We start from the raw sequence: 21134 nt of genomic DNA on the forward strand, positions 1-21134 counted from the left end.
ATCTCAATAGTCACTGGAACGAAGCGCTGTCGACGGCGTGATAGACGTAGCGTCCATCGGTCATCCGCTTGATTTCTTCGAGGTAGTTGGAGTTCATTACAAACAGATTGGCGCCTTGCGGAAGTGCGTCCATGGCCTCTCGCGGCGAGGACACACGCACGCCACTCAGGGGCAGATAACGGCCCTGTTTGGCCGGATTGATATCCACCACACGATCCACCGCCACACCCGCCCGTTGCAGGAACAGCGAATAGATCACGCCTTTGGAGGACGCACCCCAGATCGCCGAACCCTGTTCGGGTGCGGCCTGGATAATCTGCACCGCACGTTCAAGACTGCTGGTGAAACCTTGCGGCAGATCGAGGCGTGGCACCGGTTGTTCCGGGGTCAGGCGCAGGGTCGCCAGATCGGCAACGATGTACAGGTATTGACCACCGAACAGGTGACCGGCTTCGTGCACCGTGCCGAACATCCGGCGCAGGTCATCGAGGCGGAAATAATTGACGTGCTCGTAGAACAGGTCGAACCAGGCACGGTGCTCGAGAATCCAGTCGAAGCACGGCACTTCGATGTAGATCTGCCCGCCCTGATTGGCGTCGGCCATTTCCGCGAGGAAGCTCACCGGGTCCTGAATGTGTTCCAGCACATGGCGCAGCACAATCGCGTCCGCGGCCAGACCGAGGCCACGGGTGAACGGCGCCTTGATCACATCGGCGTTGTTGCCTTCGTAGGCCGGGTCGATGCCGGTGATCGCGTAACCGAGGCCTTTCAGCAGTTCGAGAAAGTAGCCTTTGCCGCAGCCGACTTCGATCAGTTCCTGGCCCTTGAAATGGCGGGCAATGATGCCTTCGACGTCACTCAGGTGCTTCTGGAACTGGCCGGAATGCGCCTGCTCGTTTTGATAGTCGGCGTCGTAGCTGAGCTTGTCGGCATCAAAGGCCTGATTGAAGATCAACCCGCTCTGCTCATCCTGGACCAACAGCATGTCGGCGCGGGCCGACGCCCGGGCCGACTCGGGGTCGGCAAAGGTGCGGTTCTGCAACACCGGCAGGTCGGCGACTCGATACAACTCATGCCTCATGTTCTGCTCCCCAATAGCTGATGCAAACGGTCCGCCACGCCCCAGAACGCCATCGGTTCGTGGGTCGGGTATGGGTAGTGACCGAGGTTCAAACGGAGCGCCGCGCCACGTTCACGCAGGCGCTGCTCGACCAGCGCCCGTACCGACACCGGTTGGCCACTGGAACAATTGATCACGCCGTCAAAGTCACGCTGTTGCACGATGGCGGCGAGGTAGCCGGCAGCGGTCTCGATGGCCAGGTAATCGCGCAATTGCTCGCCGGCCGACATGTTGAAGCTCTCGTCGCCGGCGTCGATGGCGCGGTCCAGCGCCGCCAGCAAACTGTTGGGGTTTTGCCCTTCGCCGTGCAGGTAAAACAATCGCGCCCATTGCAGGGTGAACGGCTGGACCCGCTGCAGATTTTCAAGGAACAGGCGCAGCGTGTTTTTCGCCAACCCGTAAGGATTGCCCGGCTGCGGTGGCGTCTGCTCGCTGAGCGGCCCGCTTTGCATCCCGTATTCAAAACAGGTGCCGGTCACCAGCACTTGCGCAACGCCCGCCTCGACCGCGCCCTTGATGAAGCGGTAATCGGCCATCAGGTTGTGCTCGAAATGGAACAGCGCCTGATAGTTCGGCAAGCCTGGCCAGGCCAGGTGCGCCAAGGCATCGACACCGGTAGTTAACGCAGCGATATCGAGGTCGGCAGCGTGGATATCCGCCGCGATGAATTCCACTGCCTTGATCCACGGCAAGCTCGCCGCGGTCTCGGCGTTGCGGGCCACGGCGCGGACTTCGCAGCCACGGGCGAGCAAGGCCTCGACCAGATGCCGGCCGACGAACCCGGTCGCCCCGGTGACCAGGACCTTCACAGAACGGTCAACTCAGGCACGGCGATGACAAAACGGCCACCCCTCTCGCGCACCTGAGCCAGTTGCTGACTGACTTCGTGCAACAGGTTCCACGGCAACACCAGCACGTAATCGGGTTTTTCCAGATCGATCTGCACCGGCGAAACAATCGGGATACGACTGCCCGGGAGGTACTTGCCCTGCTTGTGCGGATTGGCGTCGGCCACCCAGGCCAGCAGGTCCGGCTTGACCCCGGCGTAGTTAAGCAAGGTGTTGCCCTTGGCCGCCGCGCCGTAACCGACCACGCGTTTGCCATCGGCCTTGGCCTGCAACAGGAAACGCAAGAGGTCGTGCTTGATGCGCTCGGCAGCGGGCGCGAGGGTCGCGTAGTACTCGGGGGTTTTCACCCCGGCGACGAGTTCAGCCTGCAACTGTTGCGCGACCGCTGGCTGCACGTCGCGGCGCACACCGTCGGCACGCTGGACGAACACCCGCAGTGATCCGCCATGGGTCGACAACTGACTGACGTCGAACACTTCCAGGCCATTGCGCGCGCACAAGGTCTGCACGGCGGTCAGCGACAGGTAGGAATAGTGTTCGTGATACAGCGTGTCGAACTGCTGCCCGGCCATCAGCGTCAGCAGTTGCGGAAATTCGAAGGTGGCCACGCCGGTCGGCTTGAGCAACGTCGCAAAACCGCCGAGGAAATCATTGATGTCCGGCACATGGGCCAGCACGTTGTTGGCTGCCATCAGGTCCGCCGACCAGCCTTCGCTGACCAATTGCGCGGCGGTGTCGCGCCCGAAAAACAACTCGCGAATATCCAGGCCTTTTTCCCGTGCGGCTTGCGCGGTGCTGCGCGTCGGCTCGACGCCCAGGCAAGGAATGCCGCGCCCGGCGACGTACTGCAACAGGTAACCGTCGTTGGCGGCGATTTCTACCACGCGGCTGTCGGCGCTCAGGTCGAAACGCTCGACCATCTCGGCGACATAGCGGTCGGCGTGGGCCAGCCAGGTGCTGGAGAACGAACTGAAATAGGCGTAGTCGGCATCGAACAGGCTGTCGGCGCTGGTGTAATCCTCGGTTTGCACCAGCCAGCACTGCTCACACACCGCAACCTTCAGTGGCACCCATTGTTCGGCTTGTTCAAGCTGATCCGCACGCACGTAGGCGTTGGACGGCGGCGAGGTGCCGAGGTCAATCAGCGGCAAGGCCAGTGAAGTCCCACAACCACGGCAGTTCATACGCGTACTCCAGCGAAGCGTTCATCGAGCAAGGGATGGCTGGAATCCCGCACCGACAGATTATTGACAGGCAACGGCCAGGCAATCGCCAGCCGTGGATCATTCACACTCAAACCGCCTTCGTGCGCCGGCGTGTAGTCAGCGCTGTGCAGGTAAAGCAATTCGGCATCGTCGGTCAGGGTCTGGAAGCCGTGGGCAAAACCGGCCGGGATCAACAGGCTGCGACCGTCACCCGCACGCAGGTGTTCGGCGTGCCACTGCAGGAACGTAGGCGAATCAGGGCGCAGATCCACCGCCACATCCCAGACTTCACCGCGCAGGCAGGTGATCAATTTGGCTTCCGGCGCGCTGGCGTTCTGGTAATGCAGGCCACGCACACTGCCGCGTTCGCGGGTGCAGGAATGATTGATCTGACGAATATGAAAGGCTTCGCCGAAAGCGCTGAGGCTGCCTTCGCAGAACAGCCGCGCAAAATGCCCGCGCTCATCTTCGAAGCGTTTGTGCTGCACGCTGAACAAGCCGGCGAGCGGCAACGGTTTCAACAGAAACTCGCTCACAGCGCGCCTCGGTACAGGTTCAGCTGGCCGAGGGTGACTTCGCGCATGTCATCGCCGTTTTGCCACGCCAGGTGCCAGTCGAGGGTCTGGGTCAGGCATTGTTGCAACGACCAGCGCGGCTGCCACGCCAACAGTTGGCGGGCGCGACTGCTGTCCAGACGCAGCAGACCGGCTTCATGCAAATCACTCGGTTCGATGCGCAACCCGGGCGCTTGTGGCCAGCGGCTGGCGAGCAGTTCGACGACTTCGCCGACACTGCACATATCCGCTTCGCTCGGGCCGAAGTTCCACGCACCGGCAAATTCCGGGCCTTGTTCATAGAGCCCGGCGGCCAGTTGCAGGTAACCGGCCAGCGGCTCCAGCGCGTGTTGCCACGGGCGCACGGCTTGCGGGTAGCGCAGGATTACGGGCTCGTCGGCCGACCAGGCTTTGAGCACATCGGGAATCAATCGCTCCGGTGCGAAATCACCGCCGCCCAAAACGTTGCCGGCACGTGCCGTGGCCAGGGCCAGACCGTGCTCGGCATGCTTGTCGGCCGGGAAGAACGACGCGGCGTAAGACTGCGCCAACAACTCGCAGCACGCCTTGCTGCTGCTGTAAGGATCGTGGCCACCGAGGGCTTCGTTTTCACGGTATGGCCACAACCACTCCTGGTTGGCGTAGACCTTGTCGGTCGTCACCAGCACGCAGGCGCGCACGCCGCCAACCTGACGGATGGCTTCGAGCAGATTGAGGGTGCCCATGACGTTGCTGGAGTAAGTCCCCAGCGGGTCGCGATAAGCTTCGCGCACCAGCGGCTGGGCCGCCAGGTGCAAGACGATTTCCGGTTGGGTCTCGGCGATCAGCTCCAGCAACGCGCCGAGGTCACGCAGGTCGCCGCGCTGATCGTTGATGCCTTCGTGCACCCGTGCCAGTTCGAACAGGCTCGGCTCGGTCGACGGGTCCAGCGAAAAGCCGCTGACTTCAGCGCCAAGGCTTTGCAGCCACAACGCCAGCCAGCTGCCTTTGAAACCGGTATGGCCGGTCAGCAGAACGCGCTTGCCGCGCCAGAATTCCTGGCTCAGTCCCATTGTTTCCATGGGGCCTCCCCGCTCAGCCACAACTGCTCAAGGTGATTCTTGTCGCGCAGGGTGTCCATCGGATGCCAGAAACCATCGTGCTGGAACGCTTGCAGTTGCTGCTCACTGGCCAGTGCGGCGAGCGGCTCGGCTTCCCAGGAGGTCTGATCGTCGGCGATGTACGGCAGCACCTTGGGTGACAGCACGAAGAAACCGCCATTGATCCAGCCGCCGTCACCGCGCGGCTTCTCAATGAATCCCTTGACGCTGTCACCGTCGCGTTCCAGCGCGCCGTAACGGCCCGGTGGTTGTACGGCGGTGACGGTAGCGAGCTTGCCGTGGGTCAGGTGGAAATCCACCAGCGCGCCAATGTTAAGGTCGGAAACGCCGTCACCGTAGGTGAAACAGAACGCCTCTTCGCCTTCCAGATAACGGGAGGCACGACGCAGGCGGCCACCGGTCATGGTGTCTTCGCCGGTGTCGATCAGGGTCACGCGCCACGGTTCGCTGTAGTTCTGGTGAACGTCCATGCGGTTGTTGCACATGTCGAAAGTGACGTCGGAGGTGTGCAGGAAGTAGTTGGCGAAGAAATCCTTGATCGCGTAGCCCTTGTAGCCAAGGCAGATCACGAAGTCGTGAATCCCGTGGGCGGAGTACTGTTTCATAATGTGCCAAAGAATTGGCTTGCCGCCGATTTCGATCATTGGCTTGGGCTTGAGGTGCGACTCCTCGCTGATCCGCGTACCGAGACCACCTGCCAGAATTACTGCCTTCATCGCTGTCCTCTTGCTCTTCGCGCGGTCCTGCCACCCTTGCAAGGGCTGGGTGAACCGTCAGATGCACATCATTTACCCGCAGCCACTGGGCCGTTCACGACTGTTGAGGTGAAGGTTTTATGGCGATATGTGGGGGACTTGCAGGAAGTGAGCCAATTGGCGGGTAGCGGCTTCGGCGTCTGGGTTTGAGTCGGGGGGGGGGGCAGATCCGTTATGTGGGTGACGTGGTGAGAGATGGTGAGAGATGGTGAGAGATGGTGTGAGGTGGCCCAATAATCCCGACGCCTCTCACACTCCTTTGGAGGAGCCTGCTGGCGATGGCAGTGTGTCAGTCGACATGTTTATCGCCTGCGCGCTGCGCTTGTTTGACCGCGCACATCCTCCGGCCTGACGCGATCCCCTGCAGGAGCGAGCCTGCTCGCGATGGACGTCAACGATAACGCGTGCTGCCTGCATGAATGTGTTGCCTGGGCATTTTTCGCAAACAGGCTCGCTCCTACAGGGGAATGCGTACAACCAGAGAGCCAGGATATGTACTCAAGCCAAGCCAACCCGACTTAATCCGGTAACCACCCCCACAACCAATGCTGCAAATTATCCCCCCGCAACATAAAGTCCCGATGCACCGCCTCACGCAATTCATCCCCCATGCGATAGCTGGCATCCGGATCAGCCAGGTGCATGCGAATCGCCGCCAACCATTCTTCAGTGCTGTTACTGCGCACCTTGGTGCAAGGCAGGAACCCGTCATAAGCCCGGGTATCCGTGCAGATCACTGGATACCCACACGCGCCATATTCCAGTAACCGCAAATTGCTTTTGCAGTCATTGAAGATATGAAACTCCAACGGCGCCAACGCCAGATCAAGATTCAGGCTCGCCAGCTTGTACGGGTAGCTCTGCAAATCGATGGTGCCGTGAAACTCGTGGATGTACGGGCGCAATGCGTCCGGGCACATGCCGAAGAACACCCACTCCACTTCATTGGCCAGTTCGCGAACCACATCGGCGATGATTTCCAGGTCGCCGGTGTGGCTGGTGCCACCGCCCCAGCCAACCCGTGGTTTTTTCGAGGTGCGCCGCTGGCTGGTCAAGGTCGCCCACGGCTCGGGCGGCAGCATGTTGGGCACCACGCGAAACTCGGTGTGCATGCTCGACAACACGTCCGCCAGCGCCTGGGTTGTCACCACCACGCGGTCGCAGAGGGCAATGCCGTCACGCAGCATCTGCTCGGTATTGGTTGGCTTGTTGCGGGCGTGGCTGTTCTTCTTCGGCGTGCTGACGATGTAGTCGTCCAGCTCGAAAATCCGCAGGGCACCCGAGTACTTTTTCATGCGCAGAATGTCGGCCGCCGAGCCTTCGCTGTAGCGCCCCTGCAAAATGATGGTATCTGGCGACAGACGCTCGATTTCCACGGTCGACGGCGACTCGTAGGCCACGCGCGCAATCACGCGTCCGGCCGCCTCAAGTTCCGCCAGCGGCGCGGTCACACGGTAATACCCGATCGCCGATTCATTGACTGGCAACCCGAGAATCACCGGCAGGTCGCGATGGCGCAACGGGTTCCAGTTGTTGCGCAGCGACGGCTCCAGGCTGAAGCTCGCCACGCCGAGTGTCAGCGCCGGATTGTAGGCCGGGTCCCGGGAGATCGTCGGCAGCCACTTGGTGTAGAAGGTTTCCTGCTCAAGGATCTGCGCCTGCACATCAGCCTGCGAAGCGATTGGCGAGGTGTCTTCGCCGATCATCACCGTCGCGAAAGGCGTCCAGACCACCAGGTAGCCGTTTTTACCGGCCTTCAGGCACAGATCAACCCCGCTGAGCGCGAGATTGAATTCGGCATCATCGCGCTGCCCGAGGCTGTCGAAGACTTCCTTGCGCACCATCAGGCAATCGCTGCTGACGGCACTCCAGTTCTGGGCCACTTGCAAGCGCTGCATATAGCCACGGGCACTGGCATGCTCGCCGAGAAACGGCGAACTGGCAGGCCCGGCGAGCCCCAGAACCAGACCGGCGGAAACGATTGCACCGTTGGCACCCAACAACCGCGCGCCGACCACGCCGACTTCCGGGCGCTGGGCGTGATTGACCAGTTCGGCGAGCCAGTCGCCAGCGCGAATCACACAACGCGGATTGAGCGTCAGCAGGTACTCGCCGCGGGCGTGTTCGGCGGCAAAGTTGACCAGGGTCGCCTCACCACCGTCGCCGGCATAACGCAGCACCCGCAGCAGGGCGGCGCCCATCTGTGCCATGGCGTCCAGCCAATCGGCCATGGCCAAATCGCCGCGACCGTCATCGACAATCAGGATTTCGTAGTCGGCGTAGGTGGTGTTTTCAATCAGGCTCTCGGTGCAGCGCTGCAACGCACCCAGCGACGTCCCCGCGGCAATGATGATCGACACCAGGGGCCGATGGCCGTGCAGGTAATCGATACGATTGAGCAGCGGCAATTCTTCATGGCGAATCCGGTGTTCCAGACCGATGCGTGTCAGGTGCGCACTGACCAATGCCTCACTACCCTCGATGACCTCGGGCAGCGACATCCAGTCGGGGAAGGTCTGTGTCGACTCCACCTGAATCTCGGCAATGTGCTCGATGGTGTGCAACCCGGACTCTTCCACCAGACGCCAGAGTAAATCCTGCGGCGCCAATTCCCCGTGAGCCGAGTCGAAACCACCCGCCGCCAGAAAGCCCTGGCGCTCGAACGCGAGGGTCCGGCCGACGTAGGGATAGGAACGCATCAGGTCGAGGTTGAAGTCAGGCTTGAACACCGGGTCGACGGATTCGCCTTCGACCAGCGCGCCCTCATCGCTGTAGGCGCACAGCATGCCCGGCGTGCTGGCGATGCGTTCGGCCAGCACCAGCAGCGTCGATTCGCGCAGCGTGTCACCTGCCCGCAGGAGGTAGAACCAATGCGTGCCTTCCAGTTGCGGCACCACGGCATTGAGCTGCTGCGGCCAGTTCGCCTCAAGCGGCAATTGCAGCACTTTATCGTCGGCATCGCAGTCGGCGTTGGACAGCACGACCACCGCCTGCGGCGCGTACAGCTGGCTGGCGATGCTCGCCAGCGTAGCCTTCAGCCCTGCGCTGTCGGATTCGGTGTCGATGATGATCGGCACCAGATTCGCCCGCACCGACCAGCGGCTGATGCGTTGCTGCATGTGCCGCGCTTCCGCCGGGTTGAACGTACGGACCGCCAGCCACTCGCGGTAGAAATCGGCATAACTGTCGCTGGTACCGCCGACCCGACCGTTGACCACGGTGTTGCGGTTACCCAACACGCGCACCACGCACAACTCTTCCCACTGACGCGGTTCTTCAGCCGCCTTGCGCAGATCAACACTGCGCACCCAACCCGACGCCGGTGCCGACTCGCCGCCGCGTTCCGTGAGCATTTGCGTCAGCCACTCCCATTCCTGCACCGCGGCCCGGGTCATTTCCAGGGTTTTGCTCAGGCGCTCGGGGTACTGCCGCTCGGTGCTCTGCACGGTGTTCAGCGCTGCCAGGTTACCGCGGCGCAACAGGCACACGAACAAGGCGAAATCGAGCATCGCAATGAAGCCGGTACCTTCCTGGATCAACGGCGGCATCAGCTCGAGGACATCGGCGCGGCGCATCAGCGTCGAGCTGAAGTTGCCGATGAAATTCTTCGGCGTGCCCTCGAAAATCTCCAGCATGTCATCGCCCTTGAGCAGCGAATCGATTGGCGAAAAACGGCAGTTGTCGATTCGGGGCGGCAAGATGAAGTTGTTGGCATCGCTCATCATGCGCAGCGCGCAAACGAGGGTGACCTCGGGATGATCGCTCAGCACCTGCGCTTGCAGGGCAATCGCCGGCGCAAACAGACGGTCGTCGTCGCACAATACTTTGATGTACTCGCCCCGCGCGGCTTCGACACAGCGCAGCACGTTCTTCTGCAGGCCAAGGCGCTTGGGGTTGCGCAGGTAACGAACGGTGTGCGCCGGGTCGGCGAACGATTTGACGATGTCGCGAATTTCGTCGGAGGACGAATCGTCACAAACGACGATTTCCAGATTCTCATACGTTTGGGCGAGCGAACTTTCCAGCGCCTGGCTGAAGAAGCGCGGGTTGAATGCGGGGATGACAATACTGACGAGGGGGTGTTGATTCACGACAAAACTCTCGAGCGGTGAACCCCTGCCCTTTCAGGCAGAGGTTCGGAACCGCTTAATAAAAGACGGTTGGCAGCTCGACAGGCACAGACTCAGATCTTGTTGAACAAGCCCAGCTGAGCAATCTTGCTGAACGCCAGTTGCGACGCTTGCAACATGGTTTGCTGCAAGGTGAGTCGGGTCATCACTTCGGCGGGATCGGAATCGCGGATCGCCGACTGGGTCTGGGTGTTCGCCAGGACCAGGCTCTGGTTCGTCGAGCTCTGGGTATCCAGGGCCGAACCGCGACCGCCCACCGAACTCAGTGCGCTGGACAACTGATCTGAGCCGCTGCGCAGATTGCCGATGCCCGAAGCCAGCGACGCCTGCAGTTTCTGAGTGAGGATCGGGTCACCATTGAGCGGTGTATTCAACGCGGTTTTCAGCTGGCTCACGGTGTCCAGAATATTCTGGGTTTCGTGAGCGTTCACGGCCACGCTGAACTGATCATTGGCTGCGGGTGTGCCGGCCAAGGTGAAGCTCACGCCCGAGGCGGTCGCCACGCCCGCCACGACTGTGCCGGAAGACACTGGCTTGCTGGTGGCCGTCAATGGCGCCGCGTACAGATCGAACGCCGTCGGGCTGGTGAATTTCATCACCGCCGAACCGGTCGGGAAACTGGCGTGGTAAGCCACCGGGTTGCTGATGCTGCTGCCCGTCACCTGAGTTGCTGTCGGGTTGCCCGGACTGCGAGTCGTGGTGAACGAGTCAGGCTTGGCGGCCAGGGTAAAGGTGTGGCCTGGCAGCACGGTGCCGGCGACGTCACCGGCCGCCAGGTTGATGTTGAGGTTCAGGTCGACACCGCGGAACGAGACGGTCTGGCCGGCGGCAGTGGCCGGGTTGAACGCGCCGCCCTGGCTGGCTTCGGCGGTGACGTCGACACCCAGCGAATCGGTTATTTGCAACTGGGTGCCGCTGACGAAACTGACGGTGTACGGCTCGCCGCCACGGAATTTGTTGTTGTAGTTCACGCTCGATGACACCTGGCCATTGGACAGGACCACGCGACCGTCATCTACTACCGGCGCGGTGCGGGCAACCTGACTGCGGCTGGTGTTGAGCGCCTGCTGGAACACGTCCCAACCAGTGCTGTTGGTGGCCATCGACATGGTGTCGCCGATCGCCAGGTCGAGGGTCACCTGGTCACCGTTGTAGCTGTAGGTGCCATCGTCGTTGCGCGAGAACGGCTGGGTTTCACCCTTGGAGCCGGCGAAGATGTACTTGCCGTTCTCGTCCTTGCTGTTCATCAGGCTCAGCAGTTGTTCTTCGATCTGACCCAGCTCCGAGGCGTTGGCCTGACGGTCCGCGTCGGTGAAGCCGGCGTTGCCGGCACCGATGGCCAGTTCCTGGGCGCGCTGCAGCACGTTGGTGATGCTGGTCATCACCGACTCGGTCACACCGAGGGTCGACTTGAGGGTATTGGTGTTGGCCTTGTACTGGTCGAGCATCGACGCCTGTTGACCCAATTGCAGCAAGCGCGAGGCACCGACCGGATCATCGGCAGCGGTATTGACGCGAACCAGGCTGCTCGCCTCTTCGCTGCTCTTGACCACGTTGGAGAAGTTCTTCTGATAGTTGGCAGCCGAGGACTCGTAAAACTGCGTGGTAGAAATGCGCATGGCCTACGACTCCTTAAAGACTGTTGATCAGTGTGCTGAAAATTTCCTGCGCAGCCTTGATGATCTGCGAAGACGCGGTGTAGTACTGCTGATACTTGACCAGGTTGCCGGTTTCCTCATCGAGGTCGACGCCGGACAGCGAATCACGAGCATCTTTGGCGTTGGCCAGGATGGAGGACGTCGCGGCCGAATCCAGCTTGCCCTGCGCCGCTTTCGAGCCAACGCCCTCGACCAGTTTGCCGTAAGCGTCGCTCAGGGAAATGCCCTTGCTGGCAGAGGCGGTGTCCACGGTCTGCTTGGTCTGCAAGCCGGCCAAGGCCGTGCCGTTGCGGTTGTCCAGCGTGCCCGGCTGAGCGAGCGAGACGTTGATCGCCGTCGCCGTACCCGGCGAACCTGCGATGGTCATGTCGAACGCCACAGTACGCTGCACGGCCGGCGGGCCCGGATCCATGATCGGCGCGCCGGTGCCGTCAACCAGTGGAATGCTCAGGCTGAGGGTGTTGTTCTGATTCGGCACGATGCTGCCGCTGCTGAGCACGTTGCCCTTGGCATCGAGCATTTGATAAGTCTGGGTCGCAGCACCGGCAGTACCGAAGACCACTTTGACCGGGGTCGAATTCTTCAGACCGTTCTGAATGGCCGCGGTGGTGGCGGTATCGTAGATGTCGAACTGCGAGGTCAGGGTCGGCTGACCGCTGGACGAAATCGTCAGTGTGCCGCTGCCGCCCGGCGCAATGGCTGCGCTCAGCGGTGCCGCGATGGCCAGACGCTTGGAGTCGGTCATTTCGGTCTTGATGTTGGCGGCGGCGTTGCGGGTCGGTGTGATCTTGAACGTGTCGCCGGCAGCGGCAGTGCCGCCGGAGAGCTTCAGGGAGAACCCGTCGATGACCGGCGCCGGTGTGGTCGCGGTGCTGAAGGCGCCCATCGACGTGTTATCCGGCAGACGCTGCACGGTGTAGTTGGTGGCGCTGGTGAAGGTGACCTTGTAATCGTTAAGGGTCAGCTTGCCGGAATCCTCGATGCTCACATCGAAGTTGCCTGAACCCGTGCTGTTGCCGATGGTGGCAACGCTGCGCTGCGACATCTGGGCGACACTGTTGATGCTATTGAACAAGGTCGAACCGAAGTCACCGTTCTTGTCGATGCCCTGGGCCTGAAGGGTGTTCATCTGATCGGCGACGACCAGGGCGACACGGCCCAATTCGTTCATGGCCGGATCGAGTACGGTGCTGCGATAACGCAGCAGGCCGCCAATCTCGCCACCGGTCATGATCGAGGTGATATCAATGGTGCTCGAACCGCGATTGAGCTGCAGAGACAGGCGACCCGGATCGTCTTTGCTCGGCGCGACTTCAAGTTTGTTGACGGTGTTGCCCATGACCAGCGGCTGACCGCTGCCCAGGTAAATATCGAGACTGCCTTCACGTTCCACCACTTGCGCACCGGTGAAGGTCGACAGTTGGCGCACGGTTTCGTTACGCGCGTCGAGCAACTCGTTCGGCATGCCGCCGGAGCTGGAGACCTCGGCGATCTTCTGGTTCAACTGGGCCACGGTCGCGGCCAGTTTGTTGACCTGATCCGCCATGTTCGTCAGGTTGCCATTGATGTTGGCATTCTGCTGAGTCAGCTGTGCGGAGATCGAGTTGAAACGGTTGCTCAGGGCTTGTGTGTCGCTGAGCAGCAACTGACGCGAAGCGTCGTCACCCGGCTTGGCGTTGACGTTCTGCACCGAAGCGAAAAACTTGGTCAGCGCGCCGTTGAGGCCGGTGCCGGTGTCGGACAGCAAGGTGTCCAGCGGCGTGACCTGACCCAGGTAGGCAGCCGAATCGCTGTTGAGCGACGTGGTGGTTTGCAACTGCGCATCGAGGTAGCTGTTGTACACCCGACGCACATCGGCCAGCGTGGTGCCGGTGCCAATGAACACGTTGCCGAACTGCTGCGAGGCTTTGGTGCTTTGCACTGTCTGCTGGCGCGAGTACCCGGCGGTGTCGACGTTGGCAATGTTGTTGCCGGTGGTCATCAACGAGGATTGGCCAGCGGCCAGACCCGACATCCCGATATTGAGCAAACTCATGGTTCGACCTTAATCCTTGTGCCTATAAAGGCGTGGTGGAAGCGCCCGCCGCAGCGTAGTTCTGGTAACTCGTCATCTGCTTGGCTATCTGCGAAATCTTGCTCGCGTAGTCCGGGTCGGTTGCGTAACCGGCCTTTTGCAACTCGCGTACAAACTGTTCTGGTTTATCGGCCGACTTCAGAACATCTTGATAGCGATTATTGGATTGCAGCAAAGTCACAAGGTCATGGAAGCTGTCCTTGTAGGAGTCGTAGGAACGGAACTCGGCCGTCTCCTTGACCATCGCGCCATTCCTGAATTCGCTGGTGATCGCCCGCGCTGAACCACCCTCCCAACTACTGTTCGCCTTGATGCCGAACAGGTTATGGCTGCTGGTGCCATCCTGCTGACGCATGACCGATTTGCCCCAACCGGTTTCCAGCGCAGCCTGGGCCACGAGGTAACGCGGATCGACGCCGATGCGCGCGGCCGCTTCCTTGGCCATCGGCAGCATGGTGTTGACGAATTCATCGGCAGAACTGAAGGCTTTCTTCGCCGGCGCCAAAGGAATCTGCGCAATGGCGCGACCATGAATCTGCAGACCGGCGCCGGTCGGTGCTTGCGCAGTCGGCAGCCAGTCACCGTTGTACAACGGCCCGGACCCCGTCAGCGTGGTGCGCTCTGGCAACGGCGTCTGGTTGACCTTGGTCATGGCTGCCGTGGCGGCCGTGGCCGAAGGCACCAGGCCTGCGAGCAAGCGGTCGGCCAGTTTCGGCGGCAACGCCAGACGTCTCTGATTGAGCAGCGCCATGTCATTGCGGTGCGTGCCATCACCGTTTGCCTGCGGTGAACGGACCGAGCGCGACGCCCACAAAGGCCGTTCGCCGTTGACCCGTGACAACGGCCCGTTGAGGGCGACCGTGCCGGCGGCAATCGGCGTTTGCACGGCGGCTTTCGCAGCCTCTTGCTTGGCTGTCGAAGCGGCTTCCGCCTCGCCCGGCGCCAGGGGTTTGTTCTTCGACATCTGCCGCATCAGCACATCCGCGAGGCCAATACCGCCACCTTGGCGAGACATGGAAACGGCGAGCTGCTGGTCGTACATTTCCTGATACTGCTTGGCTGCCGGCGTGTTGAGCGGATTATCCTCGCCCAACGTGTCGGTGGCCTTGCGCATCGACTTGAGCATTTCACCGAGGAACAGCGACTCGAACTCCTGCGCAACCTTGCGCATGTTCCCGTCGCTGTTCTTGTCGCCGACCTTGAGCTGGTTCAGCCGGTTCAGGTCAGAGTAGGAACCCGAATCGTTGCTGCCGACGCCCAGACCTTTGCGCATATCCATGGTCGCTGTCCTCAGATCACGATCAGGTCGGCTTGCAACGCGCCGGCCTGCTTCAGTGCTTCGAGGATCGCCATCAAGTCACCCGGCGCCGCGCCGACCTGGTTCACCGCCCGCACAATCTCGTCGAGGGTGGTGCCCGGGCCGAACTTGAACATAGGCTTGGCTTCTTGCTGGGCGTTGACCCGCGAGCGTGGCACAACGGCCGTCTGACCATTGGACAGAGGGCCGGGCTGGCTGACGATCGGGTCTTCGGTGATGGTCACGGTGAGGCTGCCGTGGGTCACGGCGGCCGGGGACACCTTGACGTTCTGGCCGATCACGATGGTGCCGGTCCGGGAGTTGATGATGACTTTCGCCACCGCCTGGCCCGGGTCGACTTCAAGGTTTTCCAGGATCGACAGGTAGTCGACGCGCTGGCTCGGATCCAGCGGCGCGCTGACGCGAATCGAACCACCGTCGATAGCCTGGGCAACGCCAGGGCCGAGCATGTCGTTGATCTTGTCGACGATGCGTTTGGCGGTGGTGAAGTCGGAACGGTTGAGGTTCAGCGTCAGGCTGTTGCCCTGGTTGAAACCGCTCGGCACCGAACGTTCCACCGATGCACCGCCGGGGATACGACCGGCCGAGGGAACGTTAACCGTAATCTTCGAACCGTCGCGACCTTCGGCATCGAAACCGCCGACCACCAGGTTGCCCTGGGCGACCGCGTACACGTTGCCGTCGATACCCTTGAGCGGCGTCAGCAGCAAGGTGCCGCCACGCAGGCTCTTGGAGTTACCGATGGACGCCACGGTGATGTCCACCTGCTGACCGGGTTTGGCGAAGGCCGGCAAATCAGCACTGATCGATACCGCCGCGACGTTCTTCAACTGCACGTTGCCCGAACCCGGCGGCACCTTGATGCCGAACTGCGAGAGCATGTTGTTGAAGGTCTGCAGGGTGAACGGGGTTTGCGTTGTCTGGTCGCCGGTGCCGTTAAGCCCGACCACCAGGCCGTAGCCGATCAATTGGTTGGAACGCACGCCGGAAATACTGGCGATATCCTTCAGCCGCTCGGCTTGAGCGTTGAAGGCCGCAGACAGCAAAAGTGCGGCCACCATGAGGCTTTTGAAATTCAACGTGGCCACCTAGAAAGGGAACAGCGGGCTGAGGAAGAAACGGTCGAACCAGCCTGGCTGACTCGCATCGGCAAACGAACCGGTGCCCGAGTAGGTGATGCGTGCATCGGCGATGCGGGTCGACGAAACGGTGTTGTCGGTGGCGATGTCGTCGGCCCGGACCAGGCCGGCAATCCGCACCAGCTCGTCACCGGTGTTGAGCGTCATCCACTTCTCGCCGCGTACGGCGATGATGCCATTGGGCAATACGTCAGCAACGGTCACGGTGATCGAACCGGTCAGGCTGTTGCCCTGCCCGGCCTTGCTGTCGCCCTTGGTGGCGCGATCGCCGCTGTAGCCGGCGTCCAGACTCAGGTCACCGCTGCCCAGCGGGTTGTTGGTGTTCGGCACCGTCCCGAACAGCGACGACAAGCCAATGCTCGCCTTGCTGGTCTTGCCGACCTGGGAGTTGGCATTCTTGCTGGCCTGGGTCTTCTCGTTCAGGGTGATGGTGATGATGTCACCAACCCGGAACGCCTTGCGGTCGCTGTACAGGTTCTGTTCAAAACCGGCCTGATAGATCGAGCCGTTGTTCGCGGCAGCCGGCAGCGGCGTACGCGGCAACACCGGGGCGTAGTAAGGGTCATTTGGCTTGGGCGTCGGACCGACGCAACCCGTCAGAGCGGTAACCCCACCCATTGCCAGAACAAGCGCCAGAACAGATACAAAGCGATTCATGACCCTACCTCACGGTATTGCAGGCGGCCTCATGGCCGCCTCATAGACTTGATTACAGATTCTGCGTTACGAACGAGAGCATCTGGTCGGCGGTGGAGATCACCTTGGAGTTCATCTCGTAGGCGCGCTGAGTGGTGATCATGTTGACCATCTCCTCAACGGTGCTGACGTTGGACGTTTCCAGGGTGTTCTGCAGCGTGGTGCCGAAACCGTTCAGGCCTGGCGTACCGACTTGTGGTGCACCGCTGGCTGCGGTTTCCAGGAACAGGTTGTTACCCACGGCTTGCAGGCCGGCGGGGTTGATGAAGTCGGCGGTTTGCAGGTTGCCGATCACCTGGGACGCCGGGTTGCCGGTGATGGTGATGGACACGGTGCCGTCGCGACCGACCGTGAAGGTCTGGGCATCGTTCGGAATCACAATGGCCGGTTCCAGGGCAAAGCCGCTGGCGTTCACGACCTGACCGTTGGAGTCGAGGTGGAACGTGCCGTCACGGGTGTAGGACGTGGTGCCGTCCGGTTGCAGGATCTGGAAGAAACCGCGACCGTCGACCGCGAGGTCCAGTGGCTGCTCGGTGGTTTGCAGGCTGCCGGCGTTGAAGTTTTTCTGAGTGCCGACAATGCGCACACCGGTACCCAGTTGCAGACCCGACGGCAATTCGCTGTCCTGGGTCGACTGAGCGCCTGGCTGGCGTTTGATCTGATAGAGCAAGTCCTGGAACTCGGCGCGGTCACGTTTGAAACCCGTGGTCGAGACGTTCGCCAGGTTGTTGGAAATGGTCGTCAGGTTGGTGTCCTGGGCGGACAGACCTGTTTTGGCAACCCATAGAGCCGGAAGCATTCGATTCTCCTCGTGCGCCTGTTTTACGGCGCGACGTTCTGATAATTAGCTGATCTGCAAGACCCGAGCCATGGCCTGGTCATCTTCTTTGGCGGTGTTCATCATCTTGATGTGCAGCTCGAATTGCTTGGCCAGGGCCAGCACCGAGGTCATCTCTTCCACGGCATTGACGTTGCTCGATTCAACGAACCCGGACACCAGTTTGACGGTGCCATCGGCTTGCGCCGGCTGGCCGTCCTTGGTGTGAATGGAACCGTCCAGGCCTTTGGTCATGTTCTTGAAGTCCGGGTTGACCAGCTTGATGCGGTCGACTTCCGCCATCACGCGAGGACCTTCGCCCATCGCACGGATGCTGATGGTGCCGTCCTCGCCGATTTCGACTTGCTGCTCGGGCGGCACGGAGATCGGTCCGCCATTGCCCAGCACCGGCATGCCGTTGCCGGCGCGCAACACGCCGAGGGCGTCAATGTTCAGGCTACCGGTGCGCACGTAGCTTTCGCCGCCGTCCGGGTTCTGCACGGCGATCCAGCCAGGGCCTTGCACCGCGACGTCGAGGTCGCGACCGGTTTCCACCAGCGAGCCAGGGGAGAAGTCAGTAGCCGGACGTTCGGACATGGCAAACGCACGCGCCGGAAAGACGTCGCCGAACACCGGCATCGAACGCGCCTGCTCCAGGTCTTTCTGGAAACCGTTGGTGGAGATGTTCGCCAGGTTGTTCGCGTGAGCCTTCTGCGCCAGTGCATTCTGGCTGGCGCCGGTCATTGCCACATAAAGGTACTTGTCCACACTCTTTCCTCTGCATGCCGGACGTTTGCCGCCCACCGCTGTACTGCTGAGCGATAAGCAATTTGCAGACCAACTTTTTTCTGGCGGCGCCGGGCCCGGCAAACAAAGGACTTGGAGGGTTTACAGGGGAATGGGGAAATGTATCAAAGACGAAAAACCGGCGGTGTTATGCCGCTTTCGGCAAGCCTCGACCTGACAGGCTCACCGCAAACCGTTTTAGCAGCTGCTACAGCGGCCTATGCGTTTCCGGGGTCTTTGCCAATCTCATACTCACGCAACTTGTTGGCAATGGTCGTGTGGGAAACCCCAAGGCGCTTGCCCAGCTGCCGACTGCTCGGATGCTCGGAATACAGGCGCTCCAGCACTGCTTTCTCGAACCGCCCGACAATCGCATCCAGCCCGCCTTCCAGCGAGAAATCGCCAAGCGGCTGACGCACACCGTAGTCCGGCAGGCGAATGTGCTCGGCCTTCACCGTCCCGCCCTCGCACAACGAAACCGCCTGGAACAATACGTTTTCCAGTTGCCGAACGTTGCCCGGCCAGTGGTAGTGACGGAGCCGGTCCACGGCTGCCGGCGCCAGTTTCGGCAGCGGACAACCGATCTGCCGACTGGCCTGATCGAGGAAGTGCTCCACCAGCGGCGTCAATCCGTCGAGGCACTCGCGCAATGGCGGAATGTGCAACGACAGCACGTTCAAGCGGTGATACAAATCCTGGCGAAACTCTCCCCGAGCGCACAACTCCGAAAGATCAACCTGCGTCGCACAGATCACCCGCACGTCCAGATAAACCTCTTCATCACTGCCCACACGACGGAAGCATCCATCCTGCAGGAAGCGCAGCAATTTCACCTGCAGGCGCGGGCTCATTTCTCCTACGCCGTCGAGAAACAGCGTACCGCCCGCCGTCAACTCCAGCAGCCCGAGCTTGCCCTCGGCGCGAGCCCCTTCGAATGCGCCCGGGCCATACCCGAACAGTTCGGTCTCGGCCATCGACTCCGGCAGGCCGGCGCAATTGAGCGCCATCAACGGCGATTGCCCACGCGGGCTCGCCAGGTGGCAGGCCCGTGCCAGCAATTCCTTGCCGGTGCCGGTTTCGCCTTCTATCAATAGCGGCGCGTCCAGCGGAGCCATACGCCGGGCCTCGCGCACCACCGCCGCCATCACTTTCGAACTCTGGAAAATGCTGTCGAAGCCGCGTAACTCCTGCTTGCGCACGTTGTAGATGCGCTCGCCCACCCGGTCCGCACGGTGCAGCGTCAGCACTGCGCCGGCCATGGCTTCGCTGTCGTCATGCTCCGATTGCAGCGGCGCGATGTCGGCGAGGAACACGTCACCCTTGACCTTGACCCGCAACCCGTTGATCCGCGACTTGCTGGCGCGCACCAGTTCCGGCAAATCGAAGTCCTCGGCATACCGCGACAACGCAATCCCCGGCACCTCATCGACGCGCACGCCAAGCAACTGTGCCGCCGCGCGATTGGCCGCGACGATCGAACCGCCCATGTCAATCGACAACACCGGAAACTCCAGCGCGCCGAGCAATGCATTGAGCTCCATATGCCGACGCTCACTGGGCATCAGGCCCACACGCTTGACGCCGAAAACCCCGGCAATCGACTCGAATTTCGGACGCAACGCCTGGAATTGAATGTTGATCAGGTTCGGGCAATGCAAGTAAATCGCGTTGCCGTGCTCACCGCCAACCTCACCGCGAGCAACGTTGATTCCGTACTCCACCAGCAGGTTGAGAATGTCGCGCAGGATGCCGATGCGGTTCTGGCAATGGACTTTGATACGCATAGAAAGGCCCGAAACAGGAGTGATCGAGGCCCCGGGCGAGGATTTTTCTTCGAGGGACCAAGTTAGTCGTCAAGATTACGTGACACTTGTGGGCCATTTCAAACCAGAAATCCCCATGCCTTGCGTTATGACCGCCAATTTGTAACGAAAACTTTACGGAAGTTGCTGAAAATTCCTACGCTGGACGGGGTTCACCTGCTGCAACACCGCACTCTTTCAGTTATTTCTAACTCATAGCAGGACAGAACAAGAACGACATCCCCTAGCAGGAGAGCAGCATGAAGCAGACGCACTACGTGGCGCGTGAGCCCGATGCGCAAGGTTTTATCGACTACCCCGCCGAAGAACACGCGGTGTGGAACACGCTGATCACTCGCCAGCTTAAGGTGATCGAAGGGCGTGCGTGCCAGGAGTACCTGGACGGCATCGAAAAACTCGGTCTGCCCCACGACCGCATTCCGCAACTCGCTGAAATCAACCAGGTCCTCGGTGGTACCACCGGCTGGCAAGTGGCCCGGGTTCCCGCACTGATTCCTTTCCAGACCTTTTTCGAATTGCTGGCTAACAAGCAGTTTCCAGTGGCGACCTTTATTCGTACCCGCGAAGAGCTGGATTACCTGCAAGAGCCGGACATTTTCCACGAGATCTTCGGCCACTGCCCGCTGCTGACCAACCCATGGTTTGCAGAATTTACCCACACCTACGGCAAACTTGGCCTGCAGGCGTCGAAAGAAGAACGCGTGTATCTGGCGCGCCTGTACTGGATGACCATAGAGTTTGGCCTGGTCGATACACCGCAAGGCCAGCGCATCTACGGCGGCGGCATTCTCTCTTCGCCGAAAGAAACCGTTTACTGCCTGTCAGACGAACCTGAGCATCAGGCTTTCGATCCGCTGGAGTGCATGCGCACCCCTTATCGCATCGACATCCTGCAACCGCTGTATTTTGTGCTGCCGAACCTCAAGCGCCTGTTCGATCTCGCCCACGAAGACATCATGGGCATGGTCAAGCAAGGCATGCAGCTGGGTTTACGCGCACCGAAATTTCCGCCAAAAGCCGCGTGATCCGCAGCTTTTAGATTCAACTGTGCCTGTCAGGCGCTCACGCTTTGGTTTAGCGTGGTTGCCCTGAGGGCCGATCTACACTCATT

Annotated in this window: 16 protein-coding genes; 1 reads left to right on the forward strand and 15 read right to left on the reverse strand. The window is 61.1% G+C overall.

Annotated features, from left to right (window positions below; translation table 11 throughout):
* Positions 1 to 10: 10 nt before the first annotated feature.
* The 15 genes from ACYZT4_RS13460 to ACYZT4_RS13530 form a co-directional block, all read right to left on the reverse strand.
* Positions 11 to 1081, reverse strand: a complete 1071-nt coding sequence (locus ACYZT4_RS13460; protein ID WP_461988437.1) for a class I SAM-dependent methyltransferase — start codon at positions 1079 to 1081, stop codon at positions 11 to 13.
* Complete coding sequence (locus ACYZT4_RS13465; protein WP_461988439.1) at positions 1078 to 1929, reverse strand: NAD-dependent epimerase/dehydratase family protein; 852 nt, start codon at positions 1927 to 1929, stop codon at positions 1078 to 1080. Before ACYZT4_RS13465 ends, ACYZT4_RS13460 begins: the two co-directional genes overlap by 4 nt.
* Positions 1926 to 3152, reverse strand: coding sequence for a methyltransferase domain-containing protein (locus tag ACYZT4_RS13470; RefSeq protein WP_461988441.1), 1227 nt, complete (start codon positions 3150 to 3152; stop codon positions 1926 to 1928). The genes ACYZT4_RS13465 and ACYZT4_RS13470 overlap by 4 nt, the downstream gene beginning before the upstream one ends.
* Complete coding sequence (locus ACYZT4_RS13475) at positions 3149 to 3709, reverse strand: dTDP-4-dehydrorhamnose 3,5-epimerase family protein (RefSeq protein WP_461988443.1); 561 nt, start codon at positions 3707 to 3709, stop codon at positions 3149 to 3151. The genes ACYZT4_RS13470 and ACYZT4_RS13475 overlap by 4 nt, the downstream gene beginning before the upstream one ends.
* The gene (rfbG, locus tag ACYZT4_RS13480; RefSeq protein ID WP_461988444.1) at positions 3706 to 4788 is read right to left on the reverse strand and encodes a CDP-glucose 4,6-dehydratase; all 1083 of its coding nucleotides are present in this window, start codon (positions 4786 to 4788) and stop codon (positions 3706 to 3708) included. The genes ACYZT4_RS13475 and rfbG overlap by 4 nt, the downstream gene beginning before the upstream one ends.
* Positions 4770 to 5543 carry a glucose-1-phosphate cytidylyltransferase gene (gene rfbF / locus ACYZT4_RS13485; RefSeq protein WP_461988446.1) on the reverse strand — a complete coding sequence of 258 codons (774 nt, stop codon included), beginning with the start codon at positions 5541 to 5543 and terminating at the stop codon, positions 4770 to 4772. Before rfbF ends, rfbG begins: the two co-directional genes overlap by 19 nt.
* 557 nt (positions 5544 to 6100) lie before the next feature.
* The gene (locus ACYZT4_RS13490) at positions 6101 to 9673 is read right to left on the reverse strand and encodes a glycosyltransferase (protein ID WP_461988448.1); all 3573 of its coding nucleotides are present in this window, start codon (positions 9671 to 9673) and stop codon (positions 6101 to 6103) included.
* A gap of 92 nt (positions 9674 to 9765) precedes the next feature.
* Entirely contained in the window at positions 9766 to 11331 is a 1566-nt protein-coding gene (locus tag ACYZT4_RS13495; protein WP_461988449.1) for a flagellar hook-associated protein 3, read from the reverse strand.
* A gap of 13 nt (positions 11332 to 11344) precedes the next feature.
* A complete protein-coding gene (flgK, locus tag ACYZT4_RS13500) occupies positions 11345 to 13405 on the reverse strand; it encodes a flagellar hook-associated protein FlgK (RefSeq protein WP_461988451.1) in 2061 nt (686 codons plus the stop codon).
* A 22-nt stretch (positions 13406 to 13427) separates the two neighbouring features.
* Complete coding sequence (gene flgJ / locus ACYZT4_RS13505) at positions 13428 to 14723, reverse strand: flagellar assembly peptidoglycan hydrolase FlgJ (protein ID WP_461988453.1); 1296 nt, start codon at positions 14721 to 14723, stop codon at positions 13428 to 13430.
* Between the two features lie 11 nt (positions 14724 to 14734).
* Positions 14735 to 15823, reverse strand: a complete 1089-nt coding sequence (locus ACYZT4_RS13510) for a flagellar basal body P-ring protein FlgI (RefSeq protein WP_461988680.1) — start codon at positions 15821 to 15823, stop codon at positions 14735 to 14737.
* Between the two features lie 27 nt (positions 15824 to 15850).
* Positions 15851 to 16558: a flagellar basal body L-ring protein FlgH gene (gene flgH, locus ACYZT4_RS13515; RefSeq protein WP_461988455.1), complete on the reverse strand. Its 708-nt coding sequence runs from the start codon at positions 16556 to 16558 to the stop codon at positions 15851 to 15853.
* Positions 16559 to 16610: 52 nt separating this feature from the next.
* A complete protein-coding gene (flgG, locus tag ACYZT4_RS13520; RefSeq protein ID WP_461988457.1) occupies positions 16611 to 17396 on the reverse strand; it encodes a flagellar basal-body rod protein FlgG in 786 nt (261 codons plus the stop codon).
* A gap of 45 nt (positions 17397 to 17441) precedes the next feature.
* Positions 17442 to 18182 carry a flagellar basal body rod protein FlgF gene (locus ACYZT4_RS13525; RefSeq protein WP_461988459.1) on the reverse strand — a complete coding sequence of 247 codons (741 nt, stop codon included), beginning with the start codon at positions 18180 to 18182 and terminating at the stop codon, positions 17442 to 17444.
* Between the two features lie 236 nt (positions 18183 to 18418).
* Entirely contained in the window at positions 18419 to 19984 is a 1566-nt protein-coding gene (locus tag ACYZT4_RS13530) for a sigma-54-dependent transcriptional regulator (RefSeq protein ID WP_461988461.1), read from the reverse strand.
* A 278-nt stretch (positions 19985 to 20262) separates the two neighbouring features.
* Between ACYZT4_RS13530 and phhA the strand changes: the two genes are divergently transcribed.
* A complete protein-coding gene (gene phhA, locus ACYZT4_RS13535) occupies positions 20263 to 21048 on the forward strand; it encodes a phenylalanine 4-monooxygenase (protein WP_461988463.1) in 786 nt (261 codons plus the stop codon).
* Positions 21049 to 21134: the final 86 nt, after the last annotated feature.

The organism is Pseudomonas sp. GB2N2, assembly GCF_054897705.1.